The organism is Cuneatibacter sp. NSJ-177 (assembly GCF_022867805.1).
Lineage (GTDB): Bacteria > Bacillota > Clostridia > Lachnospirales > Lachnospiraceae > Pseudolachnospira.
In genome coordinates, this window is the sequence record NZ_JALIFO010000015.1 from 74,064 (window position 1) to 97,932 (window position 23,869).

Consider the following 23,869-nt stretch of genomic DNA (forward strand, 5'->3'; position numbering starts at 1 on the left):
TTTTTTCGCACTATTATGGAAATCATTTCCTTATTGTATATCTATATTTACTCTTAGCATACCATGTTTTTTTCCTCATTGCAATAGAGAAATGAAAAATTTTTAGATTGCCTAAAAAATTTTTAGGAAATGGATTGCAATTATTTTTTTTTGTGGTATGATACTAGGCGTAAGGATTCATTTTTCCCGCCGGAGCGCCGCATATCACCCCATGGAACTTCATTTACTCAGCCTGGCGCGCCGGTCTGGTGCATCATTCCGGAAACCGGCAGGAAAATTTCGCGAAAGGAATCTCACATGAGTTATTCTTTGGAACTGCTGAAACAGCTGGCCCATGGCCTGGCCGCCCAATTCGGCCGGGACTGCGAGATCGTGATTCACGACCTCACCAAACAGGATTTGGAATCCTCGGTGGTCTATATCGAAAACGGCCACGTCACACATCGGGAAATCGGCGACGGCCCTTCCCCGGTGGTCCTGGCTTCCAAATTGAAGACGCCCGAAACCCTGGAGGATCACCTTGGCTATTTGACCCGAACAGCCGAGGGAAAAGTGCTGAAATCCAGCACCATGTATATCCGGGGCGACGATGGGAACGTGGATTATATCCTTTCCATCAACTATGATATTACCGGACTGATGGCCGTAGAATCCGCCCTTCACTCTCTGACGGGCTCGGAGCCTCTGGCTCCCCGGACGGAACCGACCAAAATTACCCACAATGTCAACGACCTCTTGGATTCCCTGATCGAGCAGTCGGTGGCGTTGGTCGGAAAGCCGGTCCCTTTGATGACCAAGGACGACAAAGTGCAGGCGATTCAGTTTCTAAACAATGCAGGCGCTTTTCTGATCACAAAGTCCGGAGACAAAGTATCACAGTATTTCGGGATCTCCAAGTACACGCTGTACAGCTACATCGGTGAAAAAAAGTAACCAAAGAAAAGAACGGACTGCCTTTCACACCCAAAAGGCGGCCCGTTCTTTTTTGTAGTCCGCGCAGGCAGAAACAGGAAAGAACGGCTGACCCTGAAATGGATCAGCCGCTGACTACATCTATTCTTCTATAAAATCACAAATAATTTTTGCAGCGAGTTCTGCATTCGTAGCGATGGCGGGATGTCCGCCGGTCGGAAAAATATGTACTTTGTTATCCGGAATCTGCCTGTTCATCTGGGCATATTCCTCTTTCAAGTCTTTCCGGCACATAGAATCTTCCAAGCTTCCCATCAGTAAGACGGGGACGTTCAGCTCCTCCAGCGGTTTCAGAAACAGCGGGAGCTTTCGGTGTGCGCATTCCAAAAGCGCTTGTGTGTCAAAATCCACCGTGGTTTCCCAATCTTCCCCCAGACACCATTGATAGAACTGCCTGCTCCAAGGATCTTTTTTTGCCTCCGAACGTTCTTTTAGCAAATTCTCCGAAAAATCTTCCGCCAGCGTTCTCCCGTCGAAACTGTCCGCGACGACTTTATCCACCAGCTCCGGACGCTCCAATGCGGCGTTGACGGCCACCCATGCTCCGCCGCTCGTACCGACTAAACTGACTTTTCCCAAGCCGAGGAATTCCAGAAGCGCGACGGTCTGCCTTGCTTCCGAGAACCATAGATCAGCCGGAAATTTTCCGATCCGGTCTGACTGTCCGTGTCCTAAAAAATCGATCAAAATCACTTTGAAATGTTCTTGATACAAGGGCCGCAGCGGTTCAAACAATTTGGAAGAAACCGCATTCCCATGAAGGAAAAGGACCGGTTTCCCATTCCCTGTGATTTGATAAAAAATTTTCTTTGTTTCATACATGAAATACGACATATTCCTTGCCTCCTAATCTGATTTTTTTGATCCGATTAGCAAGGCGAGAATAACAGAAGTTCACGCCTTGCTGTTATCCTAACATCCAAATTCCCATCCCTGAATCCTCCTTTCCCTCAGGGCGATTGCCACAGGATCTCCCCGCAATGCCCGCTTTGCGATTCACCTGGTTTCCCAGGCGTTACCGATAGTATACAATAGGAAGCGGAAAAAATCCATACGGATGATTCATTTGCCGCAAAGCAGAAGAAAACGGCTGTTTTGTTTAATCAAAGCTAGGCAGAGTTCGGACTTTCCATGCAAAAGAATTGATTTTCCTTCCTGCTTATATTATACTTTCTCTATCAATTTACCATCGAGGATAACATTTATGGATTTACTGGGCCTGGAATATTTTACAAGAGTGGCGGCTAGGAAAAGCATTACAAAAGTGTCGAAAGAGTATCATGTTGTCCCGTCTACCATCAGCAATCAGATCAAATGTATGGAGGAGGAATTGGAAACCTCCTTATTTTACCGCGGCCCCAACACCATGATCTTAACCGAGAGCGGCGAACTGGTCTACCGGTATGCCTGCCGGGTGCTCTCGTTGGTCAACAGCGCCGTCAATGAGCTGAAAGATCAGAACAATGCGCTGGAAACCATCAACCTCTACGTGGAGACCTGCCCGCTGACTTTCCCGAAAATCATCAAAGGCTTCAAAGAGCTGTATCCGCATGTATCCTGGAACCTGATTCAAAATCTCAAGCAATTCAATGGCAAGGACAGCTCCTGCAATCTGCTCCTTTATGCCAGCGACGAGAAGTTAGATCTCCCTAATAACATTACGCTCTTTGAAGAAGAGTGCCTGATCGGCGTCTCGGCCAAAAACCCTCTGGCTTCCCAAAAAGAGGTCCGCCTGGCGGATTTAGCCCAGGTTCCTTTCATCCAGCGTTCCAGCCTGTCCGTGGATTTCAATGCGTTCCTCAATCGGAAGCTGGAAAAGGCCCATTTTCATCCGGTCTCCTATGACTGCTGCGACCATTCGATTACCCTGAATGAGATGATCGCCCAGGATATGGGGATCGCGTTCCTCCCCTGGCTGACCTGGTTTCACTACAATGACCCGCAGATCGCATTGATCCGGGTGCCGGAGTTAAACATCGTCCGGTACATCAATATTTCCTGGGAACCGGATCAGTACTTGTCGAAAAACGCCAGGGCCTTCATCACCTACACCCAGGAATTTTTCGCCCGGCTGACCGAGGCCCGGTGACATGCCGCTCAGAACTCCGCTTTCCGCGGGGTTTGAAGCAGGAATCTGCTTCCGCTTTCAGGCGCGCAGAGAAAGGAGTCCCATGGAACTATCACAAATCCGGCAATTTCAAAAAGTCGCCGAGCTGGAACATATCACCCAGGCAGCCAATGAACTGCATATCGCGCAGCCAGCCCTCAGCCGGACCATCAAGGGTCTGGAAAAGGAACTGGATCTCCTCCTTTTTGACCGGGAAAACAAAAAAGTCAAACTAAACGAGAATGGAAAAATCCTCTTTCGCTACGCCAGGGAAATTGACAGCTGCCTGAATGAAATGCACCAGGCGGTGGCGGAAAAGAACGCCCACGACCGGGATACCATCCGGATCCTGCTTCGGAGCATTCCTCCCTCTCTCAGCCAGATGATGCAGGAGTTTCGGGAGATCTGGCCCGAAGCTCATTTCAAAATCAGCACCTACGTGGAAAACGCCACCATCTTTGAGGATCAATTTGATTTTGAGCTTGGCATCAATCTCCCGGAAGATATCAAATTCCATTCGATCACACTGAGAAAAGAAGAACTGGCGGTGGCGGTCTCTTCCTCCCATCCGCTTGCCCAGGCGTCCAGTGTGCGGCTTTCCGATTTGTCCGAGAACACGTTTATCGTACTGTCCATGGACCCGGCCTCCCAGAAAAACATGACGGATTACTTTAATTCCGTCCAGTTCCATCCGACAGTCATGCTGGAATGCACCGATTCCCAAAGCATGTGCGGGTTGATTGAAGAAAATATGGGGATCGGTCTCACCAGCCGGTATCAGTGGAGCGGGTCACAGAAAAAGGTCTCCCTGATCCCAATTGAGGGACGGCAGTATCAAATCTCCACCAAACTGGTCTGGAGAAAAAACAAGCCGTTGTCCCCCATCTGCGAAGCTTTTCGGGAATACAGCCAGCAGGCCGCGGATTATGAAGGGGAGAAGGACAAGAAAGCATAAAATGTTAGAAATCCGATCCTGATTTTTTCAAACCGTCTCATTGCATTCGGTACCGTTTTCGATTATGCTGGGACAAAGGAGGATGCTGAAATGGCCAATGAAGACAAAAAAGATTTCAATGAAATGCTGCGCAGAGAGAACGGAATGCCGAAAATCCAGATCGTAACGGATGCGAAAACCATAGAAAAGTATGGGGGAGAACGAATGTTTTTTGCTCCTCCCGCCGCCTACGATCAGGTCATGAAACGGATTCCGGCCGGGAAGCTGACAACCGTCGGGGAAATCCGCCGGTACTTTGCGGAGAAAAACGACGCGGACTTCACGGACCCGATCACGGCCGGTATCTTTGTCTCGATCGCGGCCTGGGCAAGCGAGCAGCGCCAGGAAGACAAAACCCCCTATTGGAGAACCTTAAAGGCAAACGGGGAGCTGAACCCCAAATACCCCGGCGGAGTGGAAGCGCAGAAAATGAAACTGGAAGCCGAGGGGCTTACCATCGCCGCACGCGGCCGGACCAATATCCGTTACTATGTCAAGGACTATGAAGAAAACCTCTTCCCCCTTGGCTGACAACAGGCAGGCAAGCGCCGAACAAAAAAGGAAGCCGTCCTGGCCAACCAACCAGCCTGGAACCGCTTTCTTTTTTTGCGCCCGCCGAAGCGGAGCCACTTTTTTCCGTTGTAAAGCCTTAAATCAGAGTCGCATCGTCCCCATTGCGAAGCCCTAAATCAACAGGTTAAACAAAAACAACCCCAAACAGCAAAGATAAAAGAAAATCATGCCTCCGCTTCCTAAAATATTTCTCTTCCAACCCTCTTCCGGATAACCGAAAGCAGAAGGCCGGAACCGGAAATATTTCCGGTCTGCGATCAAAAACACAATGCCTACTGCCACCACGGCCAGCAGTAAAATCCCATAAACCGCTGTCAGCCACAAAAGATCCGCTTCCAGCACAAAAGTGGAAACCAGGCTTCCCATGCTGTTTAAAATGATGTGCAGCCCTATGGTATACCGGAGACGCCCGCTCCTGGCATAGATCAGACCAAAGATGATACCGACAAAAAACGCATAGAAAAACTGATACAGGTTTCCATGAAACAGCCCGAACATCAGCGCCGAAGTCAACACAGCCACACGCTCTCCGCAGACCCAAAGCCGGTCAATGATCAGCTTTCGGAAAAGAAATTCTTCAATGATGGGCGCCGCCACGGAAACCAGGATCAGATTCAGCCACAAGGAGGAGTCTGTGACGATATTCTCCACCCCGTTGGCAATCCCTTTTTCCAGAAAACGGGACATCACAAAATTTATTCCCTGGCCGATCAGATTTCCCAGATACATCAGGGCATAGCCCACGACAAAATATTCCGCCAGCAAACCGGGACGAAACCGCTGCTTTTTCGGCGGAACCGAAGGCATCCGCCGCACGCAGAGCAGCACGGCCGGAATCCCCACCAGATATTGAATCAGCAAAAGAAGCCAAGTCACCCATTCTTCATACAGAGCGTCGGGCCAGAACCGCTGCAAAAGCAGGCTGAACCCAAGCTGAAAGATTACGGTTAAAATCATCATCAAGGAAAAGCCGATCGCAATTTTCCCGGCGCCCTTCCGAATCTGATCCGTCTCCCAATTTTCCATTCTAAATCCTCCGGATATTGACATTCTTTTTATTATGCTCTTCCGCAGCTATTTTTTATCTTACCACAAACCCATCCCTTTTTACCAGACCCACTATATTTTAACGGCTTTTTGTTTGATTTTCCTCTTTTTCCATGCTACACTGATAACGCAGCGAAAATCCGCTGCCGGTAAGAGAAAAAACCAAAAGATCTTGCGTAAAACCTCTCAAGATTTTTTAAGAAAGGAATGATGAACATGAATTTATCCGCCGTATTTCAACATTTGGATGAGCTGCTGGCCCGGAAAGCCTGGGGGGAGGCAGAAGAATTTCTAAAAAAGAACCTGGAAGAAGCGGAACCGGACAGTCAGGCGAAACTGACCCTGACCAATGAGCTGACCGAGCTCTACCGCCGGTCCGGAAAACCGGACGCCGCCATCCCTACCGCAGAGGAAGCGCTCTTAATGGCCCGGAGAATGGGGTACGCCGAAGCCGGGCTCTACGCCACTCTGCTGAATAATGCCGCATCCGCCTACCAGGACGCAAAGGATTACGAACATGCGCTGGCCCGCTATCAGGATGCTTTGGATTTTTACACGAAGAAAAATATGGGCGCAAGCTTTGAGGCAGCCGGGATCCACGAGGCTATCAGCCGGGTAGCCCAGGCGCAGGAGCAATATGAAACCGCTCTCGGCCATCAGCAAAAAGCGCTGGATATTCTGGAAATCCGGCACAGAGAAGATCCTCAGGATATCCGCTACGGAGCAGCCTTAGCCGAACTGGCCGATCTTTTTTACCGGGCGCGCCAATATGAAAATGCAGTCCCGGCCTACGAGAAAGCGCTGGAAGAGATCGTCCGCGTCAATGGGGAAGACGAGTTCTACCGGATCACCAAGCAAAACATGCTGCTGGCTTTAGCCGCCTCCCGCCTGTAAGGAGGCGATGGAATGATTCTGCCCAGGGCAAATACAGAAAAAGGAACGCTTTTAAGGAATTTCATCGTCACGGTCGGCCTTTTGGGGATTGCTTCCCTGCTCTCCTTCCTCTACCATACGCTGGCCAACAACACCGTCAATATTGCGATTCTCTATATGCTGGTCATCGTCATTGTCGCCCGGAATACCACCGGCTATTTATGGGGTGTAGCGGCTTCGGTGGTCGGAGTCATCGCCATCAATTTCTTTTTTACAGCGCCGTTTTTTGAGCTGAATTTTTCGCTGGAGGGGTACCCGATCACCTTTATCGGAATGCTGACCATCACGTTGATCACCAGCACCACCACCACCCATCTGGCGGAGCAGACCCGGCTGAACTTGGAGCGGGAAAAGATTTTGATGGAAGCGGAAAAGGAAAAGATGCGGGCCAATCTGCTCCGCGCCATTTCCCATGACCTGCGCACGCCCCTGACCAGTATCATCGGCGCCAGCGCCACCTATCTGGAAAGCGGCGCTTCTCTCAGCGAGGAAGAAAAACGCCAGCTGATCGGCAATGTCCACGAAGATGGGGAATGGCTGTTGAACATGGTGGAAAATCTGCTTTCGATCACCCGGATCAGCGATAAAAACACCGCCAAGGTCAACAAATCCCTGGAAGCCGTGGAGGAAGTGATCGCCGAGGCCATCACCCGGCTGAAAAAGAGGATCCCTTCCGCCAGCATCTCCGTTTCTATGCCGGATGACCTGATCCTGGCCCCGATGGATCCTACCCTGATCGAACAGGTCCTGATCAACCTGATGGAAAACGCCATCCGGCACTCTCACAGCGAAAAGCCCATCGACTGCCGGATCACCACGGAAGACGGCTTTGTCCGTTTTTCCGTCTATGATTATGGAATTGGGATCGACCCCGACCGCCTGGCGAACATCTTTGACGGATACAGCTCCGATGAAAACAACAGCGGCGATTCCACCAAAGGCATGGGGATCGGACTTTCCATCTGCAAAACGATCGTGACCGCCCACGGCGGAACCATCGAAGCCCGAAACCATGAGCACGGCGCCGAGTTTTCCTTCACCCTGCCTTTAGAAGAACAGTCGTAATCCGGCACGCGGCGGATTTCTAAAAAAGCCCTTTTAAAGGCGTATCGAAACCAAACCCCCAAAGTTAGATTTTGTTTCTAACTTTGGGGGTTCTTCCGTCTTTTGCCGCCGGTCAGAGAGCCCTTTTTATATTTTTGCTGCATGGTTTTCCTCCGCTGCTTCCAATAGAACATCGAAGAATATCCGATTTCCAGAAAGCCTGGCGGACACCTTTCCGCCGTGCAGTTCCATGATTTTTTTGACGATGGGAAGTCCCAAACCAGTGCTGGCGCTGCTGGTCCTCGCTTCATCCGTCTTGTAAAAACGTTCAAATAATCTTTCGAGGTCTTCTTCCTGGATCTTTGTGGTTTCATTTGACAGGCAAAGATGGATCAAGGCCCCTTCCCTTTTGGCGCTTAAGACAATCTCGGAATCCGGATTGCTGTATTTTCTTGCATTCTCCAACAGATTTTCCATTGCCTGCATGAATTTCCCCACGTCCAAATTCACCGGCAATTCTTTCTGATCCACCTTTAGGCACCACCTCCGTCCGGTTCTCCGGAATATGGTTCCGTACTCGAAATCGATATATTGCAGCAGCAAGGCGAGATCCGTATCCTGTCGTTCCAGGCGGAAATCGCTTTGATTCAACTTGGTAAATTCAAATAATTGGTCGATCATCAATTTTAAATTATTCAGCCTCCGGTCTACCACTTCCAGGTACTGTTTTGATTTTTCCGGATTGGAAAACCCCTCTTCCTTCAAGAGGTCCACATAGCCTAAGATCGAGGTGAGCGGAGTCCTGAGGTCATGAGAGATATCCGCAATCAGCCTGTTTTTTTGCTGCTCCTCTTCTTTTTCCCGTTCCTGCTTTTCTTTAATCGTAGCGGACATACTGTTGATCCGCTTGCTCAGATGCGCCAGTTCGTCGTCCCCTCTCACCCGGATTTCCCTTCCAAAGCCTTCCTTCTCCATTTTTTCCAATTCACCGGAAATCTCTTTGATATAATTGACTTTCGGCTTTAAAACCAGGACAAGGCAAGCCACAAAAACCGACAGTATGGCAATCAGAAACAGCAGGACCAAATTGTTTAATAAAATTCGCGTTCCTTCATTTTCCAACCCGTTCATAATGGCATGGCCGACAGCCGGCGTTCCGGTTATCTGAGTGATCACCATGATGAAACCCAGCGAAGCAGAAAAGGAAAGGACGAGCGATGATAGAAAATACCGGACCAATCCATGGTTTTTGTTCTTTGTAAACCGCCGTACAATCAGGAAAAAAAACAGCAGTGAAAGAAGTCCCGTAACCAGATCCAGTACTCCGGAATTCACCTGCCCGGAAAGAATCTGAGTGTGAAACAGGATGTTCTTTTCGGCAAAGAGGAAAATGACCGCACAGATTCCGACCAGTCCTCCGAGGATTTGATTCGACGTGATTTTTCTCTTCATATTTTATATCCGGTCCCCCACACGGTCTTGATATAACGATTCTCCTCCGGATCTTTTTCAATTTTTTCCCGGAGGTTTGATATATGCGTCAGGACGGTTTTGTCATTGGCGATAAATTCCTCACGCCATACTTTTTCATATATTCTCTTTGCGCTCAGCGTGATCCCCTTGTTCAAAAGCAGCAGTTCCAGAATGTCAAATTCTTTGGGGGTCAGACGGACTTCCCGGCCGTTAAGCCAGACCTGCCTGGACTCCCGGTTTAACAGCAGATCTTTATATTGGATCACATCGGTCCGATTTCCATCGTTGTACTGCCGGTATCTCCTGAGCTGAGCCTTCACCCTGGCGATCAGTTCCAGCGCGTGGAAGGGCTTTCCGATATAATCGTCCGCGCCCACAGTCAACCCCTGGATCTTGTCCATCTCCTCAGACTTAGCGGACATGAAGATAATGGGGATTTTCGAGGTTTCCCGAATCTTCATACAGGCCTCCAGGCCATTGATTCCCGGCATCATGATATCCAGCAGAATCAAATCGATTTTATGATCTTCCAAAGTTTGAATGGCTTCGTCCGCATTCCGGCATTTGATAAAGTGAAAACCTTCGTTTTCCAGGTATATCCCCAACATATTTCTGATATCTTCATCGTCATCCACAATCAGGATATATCCATCCACGTTCTCTTCCGCTCCTCTTCTTTCCGTCATTCTGCATGGTCAGCACATACGCCGGCGGAAAATTTTTCACTTCATAGGACGTATGCGCAATGCGAAAATACTCCGTAAACAGTCTTTTTTTCAACAGGGTGTACTGAAAGGTGATAAAGGAGCCCGATCGTCCCATAGCGCGCCTGGTTGCGTTTAAAATATCTTTCGCAACCTCCTTCGGCAGCGATGCAAAAGGCAGTCCGGAAACAATATAATCCGCATGATCAATCCCATACCGTTTCAGGTAGTCTTCCACCCGCCCGGCATCCCCGTGAAGGATAAACACGTTTGGGACGTTCTCAAACTTCTTTCTAAGCTCCGCGCAAAAGCTTGCATTTTGCTCAATCACAAGCAATCGGGTGCTCTCCTTCTTTCTCCTTGCGAGTTCAGCCGTAAAAACTCCGGTGCCCGGACCATATTCCACAATGCAGCGGCAGGTATCAAAGTGAATCGGCGCTACCATCTGCCTGGCAAGATTTTTCCCGCTCGGCAGAACGGCTCCTATGATTCGGGGATGTTTCAAGTATTCCACAAAAAAATTCATCTGCTTCCCTCCTAGATTTCGTTGACTGATATCAGCATAACAGCCAAAACTAAAAATCCGGTCAGGAGAACCTAAAGATTTCTTTAGAATTCGAAAAGGACTTTCGCGTTGCAAAAGTCTGCGCCGCAAATGCGTCGCGTCAGCGGCATTTCAGCATCCGAATCCATTCCTTTAAAATTTCCACGCAGTCTCCCACCACCGCATAGCGGCTGACCGAAAAAATCGGCGCGTGGGGGTCCGTGTTGACGGCCACGATAGTCTCCGCACGGGAAATCCCGGCCAGATGCTGGATGGCGCCGGACACGCCCAGACTGATCAAAAGCTTGGGCGCTACGCTGCACCCGGTCTGCCCCACCTGGTGCGGATATTCGCACCAGCCTCCATCCACCAGCGGGCGGGAGCAGCCATACTCTGCGCCGATCAGGGAGGCAAATTCCGTGACCAGAGAAAGATTCTTCCGGCTCCCGATCCCGCGGCCCGCCACCACCAGAATCTCCGCGTCCGCAATGGATTTTGCCGGAGGCAGGGGAACCCGTTTGATGCCCTTTATCCGCTCCGGAAACTCCGGCAGCGGCACTTCCCTCACAATCCCGGAGCGCCCGGTATCCGCCTGGGCCGGAGGCATCACGCCGGGCCGGACCGTGGCCATCTGAGGACGCCTGGCAGGGCAGAGAATCGTGGCCATCAGATTTCCGCCGAAAGCAGGGCGGGTCTGGCGCAGCAATCCGTTTTCTTCCTCCACGGAAAGTCCGGTGCAGTCCGCCGTCAGCCCGGTCTGAAGCCGCGCGGCCAGGCGCGGGGCCAGAGATCGGCCGAACGCAGTGGCTCCGAACAAAAAAATCTCCGGCCGGTAACGCTCCACCATCTGCTTTAGAACAGCCGTATAGGGCTCTTCCCGTTTGTCCGCCAGCTTTTCATCCCGGCAAAAATAAACCACGTCCGCTCCCAACGAGATCAGCTCCGCCTCCCGGAACGCATTGCCCCCGCCGATCAAAGCCGCGGCCAGCCGGCAGCCCTTTTGATCCGCCAGCTTTCGCCCTGCGCCCAGCAGTTCCCTCACCACCGGAGCCAGACGGTCCCCGGTCAACTCGGCAAATACCCAGACATCCCGGTAAGTCCTGTCGGCTTGCTGTTCTTCCTTCTCAATGGAAATCGCCTGGAAGGGACACACATCCACGCACATGCCGCAAAGCGCACAGTTGTCATTGGCCTCTGCCTTTTTCTCCTTGATTTCCAACGCCCCAAAGGCGCAGGTCTTTGCACAGATCCCGCACCCGACGCATTGATTCCGGTCAATCCGCAGTCCCGTCATCGTCTCACCTCCCGGAGTAAGTCCAGCACGGCAGCCGCCTGTTCGGCCTGCGTTCCCTCAAGATAGGTACATTCCTGCTCCCTTCTTGGCGTCTCGGTCTTTACCACCTGAGTCGGCGACCCGGAAAGGCCCGCCCGCTCCGGATCCGCCCCCACATCCGCCGCTCCCAAAAGCCGGAACGGCCCTTTTTCACTGTAGCGGATTCCCGCGATGGAAGGAAGCCGCGGCATATTGATGTCCTTGCTGACCGTCAAAAGCGCAGGAAGTTTCACCGACAAGGTTTCCAGAAAACCGTCGGCCTGCTTTTCCACCACAGCCTCCTCCTCGGTCACCGAAAGAATCCGGTTCACTTCCGTCACATGGGGGATTCCCAGCATCTCCGCCAGCTCCGGCCCGATCTGAGCCGTATCGCCGTCCACGGCCATTTTTCCACAGAGGATCAAAGAAAACGGACCCAGCTTCCGCACGCCAAGAGACAGCGCATAGGACGTCGCCAATGTGTCGGATCCGGCAAACACCCGGTCGCTCAAAAGCACCGCCTCATCCACCCCCCGGCTCATGGCGTCCCGCAGCAGGCGTTCGGTGGCCGGAATCCCCATACTGAGGGCCGTCACCGCGCCCCCGCAGGTTTCCTTGAGCCGGACCGCCTCCTCGATGGCGTAAGCGTCAAAGGGATTGATCACCGACTGCTTTCCGTCTCTTACAATCGTCTTGGTCACCGGGTCCAGGCGCACTTCATTGCTGGAGGGAACCTGTTTGATACATACGATGATCTTCATCTCAGCCCTCCTCCTCTCCCAGCACGTCCGGCGCAAACAGATTTCCGCGGCCCAGCAGGAAGGCAGGATCAAAGGCTTTCTTTGCCATGGCCATCTCCCGGATGTGCTCTTTGCCGTACATGACAGTCAAATAGTCGGCTTTCAGCTTCCCGACTCCATGCTCTGCTGAGACCGCGCCGCCCATGGCCGTCACCTTTTTGGCCCACTCCCGGTAAAGTTCCTTCCCCTTCCGGTAGTCCTCCCCGTCCCTGGGAAGAATGTTCACATGCAGGTGATTGTTGCCGATGTGCCCCCAGGTCGCGCTTTCGAGGCCGCAGCGGGTAAGCCCCTCCCGGTACAGGGCAACCACCTGGGAGAGACAGGAATCCGGCACCGACATGTCGGCGGCCAGTTTCGTGATCACCGGGTCCACCTTCCGGCGCTCGTCGATCTGCATATTCACGCTCTCCGGCACGGCATGGCGGAAGAATTGAAGCTGCTCCCGGTCCCGGTCGTTCCGGGCCACCCAGGTGGCTTCTTCCCGGCCCCCCGACGCGGTAAGCTCCCGGCCGATTTCATAGAGGTGTTTCAGAGCTTCCTCCTCTTCGCCGCAGTGAATCTCCGCATACACGCAGGCGGCAGCCCAGTCCTCCACATCCGGCAGCGCGGAAAAAGCCGTGCTTCTCTTTTTTTGAAGGCGCAGGATCTCCAAGGCGCCGCCGTCAAAGTACTCGATGGCGGCAGGCTCCGCGCCGCTTTTTCTCAGACGTTTCACAAAGGCGACCGCCTGATTCTCCGTCTCAAAAAAGCAGCTGACGCCCCAGATCACCGGCGGCAGCGGCAAAAGCTTTAGCTCCAACTCAGTCATAACGCCCAGGGTGCCGTCGGATCCCACGATAAAGTCCACCGCATCCATGGCCTCCGCCGCGTAATAGCCGGACGCATTTTTCGTCTCCGGCATCTGGTAGGTGGGAAGCTCCACATAAATCCGCCGCCCGCCCTCGGTGACCAACGAAAACCGTCTCCCCTCGGCAAGGCATTGTCCGCGGCGAAGGGAAAGCACATCCCCGTCGGTCAAAACCAAACGCAGCGCCTGAATATAATTTCTGGCCGCCCCATAGCGGAAACTTCTCGCTCCGGAGGCATTACAGGCCGCCATGCCGCCGAGCGTCGCGGAGGTCTCCGTGGGATCCGTCGGAAAAAACTGCTCCGGCGCGCGGCAAAATTCCACAAAAGCCTGCCGTTCCTCTTCCCGCCAGCCCTCTGTGTCAAAGTTTTTCTTTTCCAGCCCTTTTCGCAGCTCCAAGAGGGCAAGGCCCGGCTGGACCCGGACAAAAAAGCTCCCATCCTCCTGCCGGATTCCAAGCACCCGGTTCATCCGGCTCAGGTTTAAGATATGGCCGCCAAACGGCACGGCCGCAGCCGCCAGGCCGGTCCTCCCGCCCTGAATCGTCACCGGAACGCCTGCGGCGCACACTTGCCGCAGAATTCCGCGGACTTCCTCCTCCGTCTCCGGAAAGGAGATGCTGTCGGCCCGCCCGGTTTTCCGGGACTCGTCCCGGAGATATTCGGCGTACTCCGGCTGAAAAGTCAAAATCTCCCTCATATCCACCGCTCCTTTTCTGCTGTGACCTGCTTCGGCCCCTTCCTCTTTCTCATTCGTTCTGAATCCAATTTACTTGATCGGATTCACTCACTTTCCACCCGTTCCATTTTCTTCGCCTCCCGCAGCTCCCCGGCCAGTTCCGAGACGGTCTTGCCGAACACCGGATGGCGCGCCCAGGGCGCAATCTCTTCCAGAGGAAACAGCACAAAATCCCGGCGCTGCATATCCCGGTGAGGCACGGTCAGCTCCGGCAGGTCGATGATCTCCTTGTCATAAAAGATGATATCCAGATCCAGCGTCCGGGGCCCCCAGTGAATCTCCCGGACCCGATTTGCTTTCTGCTCGATCTCATGGAGGCGGGAAAGAAGCTGCAATGGCGGCAGCCAGGTCCGAAGCCGCAGGCACCCGTTCAAAAACTCGTCCTGCTCCACATAGCCGTAGGGCTCGGTCCGAAGATAAGAGGAAACTGCCTCCACCTGACACCCCCTCGTCTCCCGCAGCTCCTGGACCGCCAGATTCAGATAGCCTTCCTTATCCCCCAGGTTGGAGCCCAGGGCAATATAGGCGGTATGCCACCCCCGCTCGATCTCCACCGACACGGTTTCCAGCGGAAGGCCCACCGGAGCCCAGGGCTTTTTCAGTTCCAGACGCACCTTCTGAAGAAGCGGATAGGTTTCCAGCAAATCTTCCGCCAGTCCCTGGGCCACCCGCTCCAACAGCTTATGGGTGTGGGTTTCCATATAGCGCTTCATGCGCTGGCTGACCTCCCCATAGTGAATCGAATGGGAAAGCTCATCGGTCTGTCCCGCCGCCCAGGTATCGGTGAAAAGGGAAGCGGAAATCACAAAACGCTGTCCCAGCGCGTTTTCCTCCGGAAACACCCCATGGTGGGCGTAGACCTCCAGATTCTTGATATGTATCTGATCCATACTGATTCCTCCTCAATCGCCATGAAAGACTTTATCCCGGAAAATTTCACTCCAACCCTAAGATCGCTCTGGTCATCCGGATCGCCCGGAGATTTTCTTTCACGTCGTGAACCCGGAAGAAGGAACAGCCCTTCATCACGCCGACCACCGAGGTGGCGATGGTGCCCTCCACCCGCTGATCCGCCGGAAGATCCAAGGTCAGGCCGATCACGGATTTCCTCGACGTGCCGAGAAGCACCGGATAGCCGAGGGTCAAAAGCTGATCCACCTCCCGGATCACTTCCAGGTTGTTCTCCCTGGTTTTTCCGAAACCAACGCCCGGATCCAGCATGATTTTCTCATCGGCAATCCCCGCCTTTTTCGCCAGAGCGATGGTCTCCCTCAGATCATCCAAAAGATCCGGCATGAACTCCCGGTAGTTGGCCTCGTCGCGGTTGTGCATCAGACAGCAGGCCGCACCGTGCCGGGCAATCACCCCGGCAATCGTCTCATCGTACTTTAATCCCCAGATGTCATTGACCAGGCCGGCTCCGGCCTTGAGGGCAGCCTCCGCCACGCTTCCTTTATAGGTGTCGATGGAGACCGGCACGTCAAACCGGCTGTGGATGGCCTCGATCACCGGCGTCACCCGCTGGATCTCCTCCTCCTCAGTGATCTGCTGGTGTCCCGGACGTGTGGATTCTCCGCCCACGTCGATGATGTCCGCACCTTCCGCGATCATTTCTTCCGTATGTTTTAATGCGGCGTCCAGCTGGTTCCACTTTCCCCCGTCGGAAAAAGAGTCCGGGGTCACGTTCAAAATCCCCATGATATACGCGCCGCGTTTGGTGTCAAATTCCCGATTCCCGATTTTCATCTGTTACCTCCTATAAAAGTATGCTCTTGTTTTTCTTTTCTTCCGCCCAATGGCATTCCGGCTCCGCCGGGCAGGCAAAGCAGCACCGGGATTCCTTGTCCGCCCGGAAGAAAGAGGCGGCAAGCCCCTCCCGCTCCCGGACGCCCCGATGGGAGCCGATCAGTTTCAAGATTTCTTTTTGTTCCTCCTCGGAGTAGCCGCAATCCGGCAGGATCTGCTTTGCCAGAATGAGGCTCCCCTCTTCATGGGAAGCTCCGCCCTGATACTCCCCGGCCCGGCCAAGATCATGGAGCAGGGCCGCGCCGTAGATCAATTCTTTATCTGGTCTTCTGCCTGCTTCCCACTCCAAAAGGCAGGCCAGCCTTGCCACGTCCAGGCAGTGGGAAAGGCCATGACAGCAAAATTTCCGGTCCGCCTCCATCAAAAGAAGCAGCCGGAAATTTTCCTGATACAGCGGATGGTTCCAGATTCGATTCACCCGTTCCATATATCCTCCTGGTCTCAGCCCCGGACCATATCCATAAACATTTTCTGCAGTTCAAAATTATCCCGAAACGCGCCGCGGGCCACGGTGCTGACGGTCTTGCTCCCCGGCTTTTTGATCCCGCGCATCGTCATACAGGTGTGCTCGGCCTCCACCATCACCATCACGCCCTGGGGCTTTAAATTCCGTTCCAGCGCGTCGGCGATCTGTACCGACATCTTCTCTTGAATCTGAGGCCGGCGGGCAAACACGTCCACGGTCCGCGCCAGTTTGCTTAAGCCCACTACCTTGCCGTTCGGAATGTAGGCGATATGAGCCTTTCCGTAAAACGGCAGCAGATGATGCTCGCACATGGAATAAAACGTGATGTCCTTTTCCAGCACCATCTCATTATTTTCAACGGTAAACTGCTTTGCCAGATGCACATCGGCGTCCTCATCCAATCCTCCGTAGACCTCCTCGCACATGCGGGCGATTCGGGACGGCGTTTCCAACAGTCCTTCGCGGCTCACATCCTCCCCGATTCCTTCCAGATACAGACGGACCGCTTCTTCGATTTTCTTTTTGTCTACCATAGTAATGCCTCTTTTCTGCGCCTTGGCGTTTTGCTTTCTCCCAACAGAAGGCAAAATCCCCCGTTTCAGTTATGAAGACGGGGAATTCCAAGGTGGATAAACCAAGCTTTATGACTGCAACGGGTGCGGACCTCATATCGCAAGACGAGCTTTTCGTTTCCATGGCAACTCCCCATCCATAGAACACTTCACGCATGAGATCCTATTTTGCAAAAATATAAGGATAGTATAACATAATCCATAAAAAGTGCAAGTCTTTTCCTTAACAGAATCCGTATTTTTTTAACGAGACAAACTCTCTTTCCCCCTTCCGCTTTTTTGAAGCAGCCGTTTCCGGTTGAACAGGAAAAAGACGAACGCCGCCGCCATCGGCAGGATCATCACGCAGTACATGGAAGAGTACGCCGATGCCGCAGGGGCCGCGGCTCTCTCAATGACCATGCCGCCGATCGTAGGCCCCAGGAGCATGCCAAGGTCCGTCCCGATATAGTTGGTGTTTCCGGCTGCGCCCCTGCGCTCCTTCGGCACGCATTTCATGCAGAGAGACTGGACCATGGGCTGACAGATCCCGTAGCCGCAGGAAGAAAAGACGGCTGAGACCAGAAAACCGGCCAAGCTCTCCGCCCGGCTGACCAGGAAGAAGGAAAAGGCGAATCCGATGATTCCCGGAATCAATACCTTGTCAATCCCGTACTTGTCCGCAATCCTCCCGCTGAACGGCCTTGTGACCAAAAGACAGACTGCATACACGGTAAAGTAGAGGCCGATATTTTCCACGCCCCGCAGGCCGCCGTAGATGGCGATAAACGAGTTGACGCAGGAATAAGACATGGAGAGAAAAAACATCAGCACAGCCGGAAGAACTGCCTCTTTCACCACGATCTTGTGAAGCTTAATTTCATACTTTGAGGTCCGGTGAAACTCTGGCGTCTTCATAAAGAAAGCCAGCACGCAGGCCAGGCTGATCACGGCGGCCCCGATCCGGAACGTATTGTTATAGCCGATGTTCCGGCTCAGAGACAGGCCCACCGAGGGACCAATGGCCTGGGACACGGCCTGCCCCAGGGAGAACATGCCGATTCCAGAGCTCAGCAGATGGTCCGGCAGCGCGTCGCTGGCCATGGCCAAGCAAAGCGGGGCCACACAGCCGATCCCGCAGCCGTGAATCAGCCGCGCCGCAACGATGACGGGAATCGACGTGGAAATACTGTAAATAAAATAGGCGGCGTCCATGACGATCAGCGCCGCCAGCAAAAGCTTCTTTTTCTGAAAACAATCAAAGGCTGGTCCGGCGATCGGGCGGATCGCCAGGGCCGTCACCGCGAACATGCTGGAGACCATCCCCACCACCGAGGCAGAGGCTCCAAGGGAGTCGGCGTATTTCGGAATCAGGGTATTCATCATCTGCTGCCCCATGCTCTGGCAGAAGTTGATAATAAAAATGTTGAGGAACAACGCATTCCATATGGTTTTGGTTTCCCCCTCAGCCGTCCCTTCTAACGTTTTCTGGCTCATTGTCTTTCCTCTCTTCCACAAGCAAGTGTTCCGGCAGAACCCAGCAAGGTTCCGTCAAAAATGGCCGGAGAATCCCATCCGCCTCAGATTTTCGCAGGAAACCCGAAGGCTGTCCCAGACGTCCCCGCCGTACAGATATTCTTTTTCAATCAAGACACGGCGGATCCCGGCGGCCTCCGCCGCCGAAAGTAAGGCCGGAATCGCAAAGTTTCCCTCTCCGATGTCCGCGGTCTTTAAAAGCTTAGCATTCGGGGAGGGCTCTCCCGGCTCCGGCCGCTTCATCGGCACCGACGGATCCCGCGCTTCCACCTGGTAATCCTCCAAATACAGGATTTCCTCGCGCCCTTGATATCTCTCGATGATGTCCTGGGGCTTTAGGCCGCCGTACTGAATCCAGTAAGGCTGAACCGCCAATTTTAAAAAGGAACTGTTCCCCATCAGAAGTTCAATCCCATTGACCATTCCATATCTGGTGCACTCAAAAATCCAGGTCTGGTGGCTGTAGGCGACGCCGTGTTTGGCAAGATCACAGGCAGCGGACTCGCTGTCCCGGATATAGGAAAGAGCGCTCTCCCGGCTCTCCCACACCTCCGGCTTCGGACGGACGCTGCGAAAATGCGCGCACCCCATCAGCTCTGCCAAGGTCAAAAAACGAGCCCAGCCGCAAGTCCCGCCGGCGTTTGGCTCATCCGTTCCATTCTCTTCTTGGACTGCCGTCACCATGGAGCAGATTTCCATGTCATAGATATCCTTTACCTCCAAAATCTCCTCCGCTTTCGCCTCCTCCCAGAGGGAAAGAGGAAGTTCCAAAGTGGAAATTCCCATCTCCTTCAGTCTGCAAAAAGTCTCTTCCACGCCTGTCTCCCGGAACATGCGGGCGGTCAAAGACGCCCCTGCCCCGATCTTCCATGTATCCTTCATTCTTTTCCTCCCGACTACAGATTTTCCCCGAAGCCCATCCGCCTTAAATTTTCATAGGATTTTTCAATGCACTCAAATTCCGTACGGCCATAGTGCTGGTCCTGCTCAATAAACATGTACGGCCTCCCGCACAAAGCCCCGGCCCGGATAATACCAGCCATGTCCAGATTTCCTTCTCCGATCTCCGCGGTCTGGCACAGTTCGAAGCGGGGCGGCGCTCCTTTCTCCTCTGGAAGGAGAATCCGCTCCTTCGGTTTCCCGATCCGATAATCTTTCAGGTGGAGCAGCCGTCCCCTTCCCTGGTATCGCCGGATCAGCTCCTCGGTATCCGCCCCTCCGGCCTGCATCCAGTAGGAACAGATCTCCATCCCCATATGAGGCGCCTGTTCCAGATAAAGGTCAATGGCAAGCATCCCGTCAAACCGGCAGAACTCCGGGCAGTGGCTGTGATAGGAAAAATTCACCCCCCGGTCCAAAAGACGCAGGGCAGCCGCTTCACAAGCTTCGGCGTAGGAAATCACGTGCTCCCTGCTGCTGAAATCCAAAGGAGGGGCCGACACGATCCGGAGCTCCTCACAGTGAAGTTCCTTCATATAACCCATCAGCTCCTCGAAATCTTCTTCTAGGGATAGGATCCTCCCTGGAAAAAAACGGTTCGGCAGAAGCCCGGCTGTCATGGCCAAAATCTCAATTCCAAAATCCTCCATGCCACGATGCAGCTCTTTCACCGTATCCGGATACAGGTCAATCTGAGACAATTCAATATAGTGAACGCCCATGAGAAACAGTCTCCGCATGGTCTCATAGATACCGGCTTGTGCCACGGAATCCTTAAACAGCGGCCCATTGACGCCGATCTTTACGTCTTCCAGCATATGCTCCCTCCTTTTTGAGAGCGCCGGGAAGAAAGAAATCTTCCCGGCGCCATCCGCCGTCTGCTACCGCTTGTTTACTCCCAGGTCATCTCTCCGGGCCAGAACGTGGTATCAATCTGAACGTTTACATTCTTCAAACCGGCTTTATATACATAGACCTGCTGGACATTGACCAGCGGAAGGATCGGGATCTCCTGATCCCACAGCTGGACCGCCGCGTCGGAGGTAGCCTCGTCGTAGACGGTGAACGCTTTATCAATGGCATCGAGGAGCTCTTTTCCGGTATAGCCGGTCTTCTCAATCTGGGTCGTCATCAAAGCACCCGCGTAGATTTCCGACTGGTTTACCCCCATGTAGGCGTCCCAGGCCGTGCGGTCGCCGATATTGGCCTGGAAAACCGCGCTTTCCAGCTGCTGGATTTCCACATTGATCCCGATCTCGGAGCAGGCTGCCTGGATGATCTGGGCCGATGCCCTCTTGATTGCGGTCTCGTCCGCCATAATGGAAATGGTTAACTCGCCGGGCTGATAACCCGCCTCACTTAGCAGGGACTTGGCCTTTTCGATATTCTGGGGATAGAGAACCTCAGACCGGTAAGCCTCCCGCCACTCCATGGTGACCGGGTGGGCGATGGAGAAGGAAGCATTTCCCAACCCTTCGCAGGCAGCCACGGCTACCGCCTGGCTGTCGATGGCGTAGGCAATGGCCTGGCGGATGCGGACATCCGCGCAGGGGGAATTGTCGCTGCAGTTAAAATAGCAGTTCAAAACCTTGGAGCCGTCCTGAATATCCGCCACATAAGCGTCGTTGTTCTGGAATCGGGACAGATCCGTGGCCTGGCAGTCGTACATAATGTCGATGGCCCCGGTTTCCAGCTCGATGGCGCGCTGGGCTCCCTCCGAGATGATCCGGTAAGTGATCTCATCCATGTTCTGGGAGAACATCGGCGTCGGAGCCGTATCCCAGTAGTCCGCATTTTTCGTGAATGTCAGAGAACTTCCCACCGTCCAGTCGGAGAGCACATACGGTCCCGTACCCACCGGCATGTTGACCATCTCGTTGGGATCAGCCTTATAGGCGGCTTCGCTGACGATCGGGATCTGCTTCACCACACTGGTGAAAGCGTATTCCGTCTCCTGGAGGAATTCCAGGGAAACCGTGTAGTCATCCACCGCCTGGAAGGTGGAGGGGTCCGCGTACTTGAAAGTGTTGGCCATGGGACCGTCCGCAGCCTGCTGCATGGAGAACACCACGTCGGAGGCTTTGATGGGATTTCCGGCGCTGTCTTTGATGTTTTGTTTCAGCCGGACCGTATAGTGGGTAGCGTCCACCTGTTCGTAACTTTCCGCCAGAATCGGGATCAGCTCCTTTTCCGTGTTCAGATAAAACAAGGGCTGAAACACATTCCATTTTAGACGGAGCAGGGCCGTGGAGGTGGAGCCCCAGGGATTAAAGGTTCCCGGATCTGCGTCCATGCCGATGACCACCGCGTTTTCCTTGGAACCGGAGACCGCATTTGCGGCGGCGGTCCCTCCTGCGCTTTCGGATGCTGCCGCGGTTGTCCCCCCTCCTCCGCCGCCGCATCCGGCCAGGGCGGAAACTGTCATTGCCGCTGCCAAAAAGAGTGCCATTGCTTTTTTCATACTTTTGCTCCTTTCCTATCTTCTTTTTGCGAACCGCCTGTTTCGGCGGCTTCCGTTTCTAGCCAATCAATCGATTTCCTGATACCGGTGGCAGGCCAGAAAGTGGCCCGGCGACACCTCGGTCAGGTTTTGGGGCGCTTGACAGCCTTCCGCCGCATACCGGCAGCGCTTGGCAAAGCGGCAGCCCGGCGGCGGGTTCACCGGGGAGGTCACCTCCCCTTTCAGGATGATCCGTTCCTGCTTCTTATGGATATTGGGAACCGGGACCGCGGAGAGCAGCGCCTTCGTGTAAGGATGCAGAGGATTTTTAAACAGCTCCTTGGAAGGGCTCTTCTCCACCATCTGCCCCATGTACATCACACAGATATCGTCGGAGATATGGCGCACCACCGACAGGTCATGGGTGATAAAAATATAAGTCAGCTGCCTCTTCTCTTGAAGATCCTGCATCAAGTTTAAGATCTGCGCCTGGATCGAGACATCCAAAGCCGAGACCGGCTCATCGCAAACGATGAAGTCCGGTTCCAGGGCCAGTGCTCTGGCGATGCCGATGCGTTGGCGGCGTCCGCCGTCCAGCTCATGGGGATAGGAATTCCGAAGCCGCGGCGCCAGTCCCACCGTATCCATCAGCTGGTCGGTCAGGCTTCCGATCTCCGCCTTGCCGAACCGGCCCGACAGCTCCAGCGGCTCCGCAATGGTCGTGCTGACCGACATGCGAGGATTCAGCGACGAGAAGGGATCCTGAAAAATGATCTGCATTTTTTCTCTGAGTTTCCGCAGCTTTTTTGCGTCCACATGGGTCACGTCCTCCCCGTCAAAAAAGATCTGCCCGTCGGTGCTCTCCAGCAGATGGAGGACTGTGCGGCCCAGGGTGGATTTCCCGCAGCCGGACTCTCCGACCACTCCCAAGGTTTTGCCCTTTTGAATGGAAAAGGTCACATCGTCCACAGCGTGCAGCTGGCCGCTGTTGATCTTAAAATATTTCTTTAAATTTTTCACTTCCAAAATATCCACCATTTAAAATTCCCCCTTTTGCGCCTGCACACACCGGACCAGATGACCGGCAGCCACCTCCGTGAAAGGAATCTTTCCCTTCCGGCACGCATCCGTGGCATAGGGACACCGGGGATGAAAATTGCAGCCCTCCGGCAGATCCGCCGGATTCGGCGGCATTCCGTTGATCGGGCTCAGCCGCTTTTCTTCTCCCTCGATATCCGGAATCGAACCAAACAGCCCCTTGGTGTAGGGATGGCTCCCATGGTCATAGATGGCCTCTAGGTTCCCGGATTCTACGATTTCCCCGGCGTAGACCACGGCCACCTTGTCGCAGACCTCGGCCACAATCCCCAGGTCATGGGTGATCAGGATCATGGAGGTGCCGAGCTCTTCCTTTAATTTCCGCATCATATCCAGCACCTGGGCTTGAATCGTCACATCCAGGGCGGTGGTCGGCTCATCGGCCAAAAGCAGTTCCGGATTGCAGGCCAGCGCAATGGCGATGATCACCCGCTGCTTCATGCCGCCGGAAAATTGATGGGGGAAATCCGAATACCGTTCACCGGGAATTCCCACCATTTCCAGCATGGCCACCGCCTTCTCGTAGGCCGCCTTTTTGCTCAGTTTCTTTTCGTGGAGACGGATTACCTCGGCGATCTGATCCCCAATGCTGAAAATCGGATTCAGCGCCGTCATGGGGTCCTGAAAAATCATGGAGATCTTTTTGCCCCGGATCGTGCGCATCTTGCTCTCCGGCATATGGAGCAGGTCCTCCCCGTCCAGGAAGATCTCCCCGCCCGCCACCTTTGCCGGCGGATCCGGCAGAATTCTTAAAATCGACTTTGCGATGGTCGTCTTTCCGGCCCCGGTCTCTCCCACCAGGCCCAAGGTCTCGCCCCGGTCCAGCGTAAAACTGACGCCGTTTACCGCTTCCACCACCTCTTCGCCGGTCAGATACTGGACCGTCAGGTCCTTGACTTCCAACAGCCGTTTGCTTTCGCTCTTGCTCATCTTCTCACCTCCCGA

At 53.7% G+C, this 23,869-nt stretch carries 24 protein-coding genes and 1 riboswitch; of the genes, 6 read left to right on the forward strand and 18 right to left on the reverse strand.

From position 1 onward, the window contains the following. Positions 1–297: 297 nt before the first annotated feature. Positions 298–933, forward strand: coding sequence for a helix-turn-helix transcriptional regulator (locus tag MUB23_RS18085; RefSeq protein ID WP_244802160.1), 636 nt, complete (start codon positions 298–300; stop codon positions 931–933). 120 nt (positions 934–1,053) lie between these two features. On the opposite strand, the gene MUB23_RS18090 is transcribed toward MUB23_RS18085, so the two are convergent. Continuing rightward, on the reverse strand, positions 1,054–1,806 hold the full coding sequence (locus MUB23_RS18090; protein ID WP_244802161.1) for an alpha/beta fold hydrolase: 753 nt from the start codon (positions 1,804–1,806) through the stop codon (positions 1,054–1,056). Between the two features lie 370 nt (positions 1,807–2,176). On the opposite strand from MUB23_RS18090, the gene MUB23_RS18095 reads away from it, so the two are divergent. The 3 genes from MUB23_RS18095 to MUB23_RS18105 all read left to right on the forward strand — a co-directional run bounded on the left by MUB23_RS18095 (position 2,177) and on the right by MUB23_RS18105 (position 4,604). Further along, positions 2,177–3,061, forward strand: a complete 885-nt coding sequence (locus MUB23_RS18095; RefSeq protein ID WP_244802162.1) for a LysR family transcriptional regulator — start codon at positions 2,177–2,179, stop codon at positions 3,059–3,061. An 82-nt stretch (positions 3,062–3,143) separates the two neighbouring features. Beyond that, positions 3,144–4,034 (forward strand): LysR family transcriptional regulator, encoded by an 891-nt coding sequence (locus MUB23_RS18100; protein ID WP_244802163.1) that lies wholly within the window; start codon positions 3,144–3,146, stop codon positions 4,032–4,034. Positions 4,035–4,124: 90 nt separating this feature from the next. Further along, on the forward strand, positions 4,125–4,604 hold the full coding sequence (locus MUB23_RS18105; protein ID WP_244802164.1) for an MGMT family protein: 480 nt from the start codon (positions 4,125–4,127) through the stop codon (positions 4,602–4,604). 153 nt (positions 4,605–4,757) lie between these two features. On the opposite strand, the gene MUB23_RS18110 is transcribed toward MUB23_RS18105, so the two are convergent. Then, a complete protein-coding gene (locus MUB23_RS18110; protein WP_244802165.1) occupies positions 4,758–5,672 on the reverse strand; it encodes a CPBP family intramembrane glutamic endopeptidase in 915 nt (304 codons plus the stop codon). A 237-nt stretch (positions 5,673–5,909) separates the two neighbouring features. On the opposite strand from MUB23_RS18110, the gene MUB23_RS18115 reads away from it, so the two are divergent. Together MUB23_RS18115 and MUB23_RS18120 are read left to right on the forward strand one after the other, a co-directional pair. Next, positions 5,910–6,587, forward strand: a complete 678-nt coding sequence (locus MUB23_RS18115; protein ID WP_244802166.1) for a tetratricopeptide repeat protein — start codon at positions 5,910–5,912, stop codon at positions 6,585–6,587. A 12-nt stretch (positions 6,588–6,599) separates the two neighbouring features. Then, positions 6,600–7,691 (forward strand): sensor histidine kinase, encoded by a 1,092-nt coding sequence (locus tag MUB23_RS18120; protein ID WP_244802167.1) that lies wholly within the window; start codon positions 6,600–6,602, stop codon positions 7,689–7,691. A 126-nt stretch (positions 7,692–7,817) separates the two neighbouring features. Here MUB23_RS18120 and MUB23_RS18125 read toward each other — a convergent pair whose 3' ends face one another. The 16 genes from MUB23_RS18125 to MUB23_RS18200 form a co-directional block, all read right to left on the reverse strand. Next, entirely contained in the window at positions 7,818–9,122 is a 1,305-nt protein-coding gene (locus MUB23_RS18125; RefSeq protein WP_244802168.1) for a HAMP domain-containing sensor histidine kinase, read from the reverse strand. Further along, positions 9,119–9,799, reverse strand: a complete 681-nt coding sequence (locus MUB23_RS18130; RefSeq protein ID WP_244802169.1) for a response regulator transcription factor — start codon at positions 9,797–9,799, stop codon at positions 9,119–9,121. Before MUB23_RS18130 ends, MUB23_RS18125 begins: the two co-directional genes overlap by 4 nt. Continuing rightward, positions 9,771–10,373, reverse strand: coding sequence for a class I SAM-dependent methyltransferase (locus MUB23_RS18135; RefSeq protein ID WP_244802170.1), 603 nt, complete (start codon positions 10,371–10,373; stop codon positions 9,771–9,773). Before MUB23_RS18135 ends, MUB23_RS18130 begins: the two co-directional genes overlap by 29 nt. 139 nt (positions 10,374–10,512) lie before the next feature. After that, the gene (locus MUB23_RS18140; RefSeq protein WP_244802171.1) at positions 10,513–11,685 is read right to left on the reverse strand and encodes an electron transfer flavoprotein subunit alpha; all 1,173 of its coding nucleotides are present in this window, start codon (positions 11,683–11,685) and stop codon (positions 10,513–10,515) included. Continuing rightward, a complete protein-coding gene (locus tag MUB23_RS18145; RefSeq protein WP_244802172.1) occupies positions 11,682–12,464 on the reverse strand; it encodes an electron transfer flavoprotein subunit beta/FixA family protein in 783 nt (260 codons plus the stop codon). The genes MUB23_RS18140 and MUB23_RS18145 overlap by 4 nt, the downstream gene beginning before the upstream one ends. A 1-nt stretch (position 12,465) precedes the next feature. Then, positions 12,466–14,049 carry an FAD-binding oxidoreductase gene (locus MUB23_RS18150; RefSeq protein ID WP_244802173.1) on the reverse strand — a complete coding sequence of 528 codons (1,584 nt, stop codon included), beginning with the start codon at positions 14,047–14,049 and terminating at the stop codon, positions 12,466–12,468. Between the two features lie 83 nt (positions 14,050–14,132). Beyond that, positions 14,133–14,978: a 2-amino-4-hydroxy-6-hydroxymethyldihydropteridine diphosphokinase gene (folK, locus tag MUB23_RS18155; RefSeq protein ID WP_244802174.1), complete on the reverse strand. Its 846-nt coding sequence runs from the start codon at positions 14,976–14,978 to the stop codon at positions 14,133–14,135. Between the two features lie 46 nt (positions 14,979–15,024). Next, positions 15,025–15,834 carry a dihydropteroate synthase gene (gene folP, locus MUB23_RS18160; RefSeq protein WP_244802175.1) on the reverse strand — a complete coding sequence of 270 codons (810 nt, stop codon included), beginning with the start codon at positions 15,832–15,834 and terminating at the stop codon, positions 15,025–15,027. A 10-nt stretch (positions 15,835–15,844) separates the two neighbouring features. Then, complete coding sequence (locus MUB23_RS18165; protein WP_244802176.1) at positions 15,845–16,321, reverse strand: HD domain-containing protein; 477 nt, start codon at positions 16,319–16,321, stop codon at positions 15,845–15,847. Positions 16,322–16,335: 14 nt separating this feature from the next. Next, positions 16,336–16,893 carry a GTP cyclohydrolase I FolE gene (gene folE / locus MUB23_RS18170; protein ID WP_244802177.1) on the reverse strand — a complete coding sequence of 186 codons (558 nt, stop codon included), beginning with the start codon at positions 16,891–16,893 and terminating at the stop codon, positions 16,336–16,338. A gap of 115 nt (positions 16,894–17,008) precedes the next feature. After that, positions 17,009–17,105, reverse strand: a riboswitch (THF riboswitch). Between the two features lie 70 nt (positions 17,106–17,175). Next, complete coding sequence (locus MUB23_RS18175; protein ID WP_244802178.1) at positions 17,176–18,408, reverse strand: MFS transporter; 1,233 nt, start codon at positions 18,406–18,408, stop codon at positions 17,176–17,178. Between the two features lie 54 nt (positions 18,409–18,462). After that, positions 18,463–19,329, reverse strand: a complete 867-nt coding sequence (locus MUB23_RS18180) for a sugar phosphate isomerase/epimerase family protein (RefSeq protein ID WP_244802179.1) — start codon at positions 19,327–19,329, stop codon at positions 18,463–18,465. A 14-nt stretch (positions 19,330–19,343) separates the two neighbouring features. Then, entirely contained in the window at positions 19,344–20,204 is an 861-nt protein-coding gene (locus MUB23_RS18185) for a sugar phosphate isomerase/epimerase family protein (RefSeq protein ID WP_244802180.1), read from the reverse strand. A 74-nt stretch (positions 20,205–20,278) separates the two neighbouring features. Beyond that, the gene (locus tag MUB23_RS18190) at positions 20,279–21,847 is read right to left on the reverse strand and encodes an ABC transporter substrate-binding protein (RefSeq protein ID WP_244802181.1); all 1,569 of its coding nucleotides are present in this window, start codon (positions 21,845–21,847) and stop codon (positions 20,279–20,281) included. 66 nt (positions 21,848–21,913) lie between these two features. Next, positions 21,914–22,864, reverse strand: coding sequence for an ABC transporter ATP-binding protein (locus MUB23_RS18195; RefSeq protein ID WP_244802182.1), 951 nt, complete (start codon positions 22,862–22,864; stop codon positions 21,914–21,916). Then, positions 22,865–23,854, reverse strand: a complete 990-nt coding sequence (locus MUB23_RS18200; RefSeq protein ID WP_244802183.1) for an ABC transporter ATP-binding protein — start codon at positions 23,852–23,854, stop codon at positions 22,865–22,867. Positions 23,855–23,869: the final 15 nt, after the last annotated feature.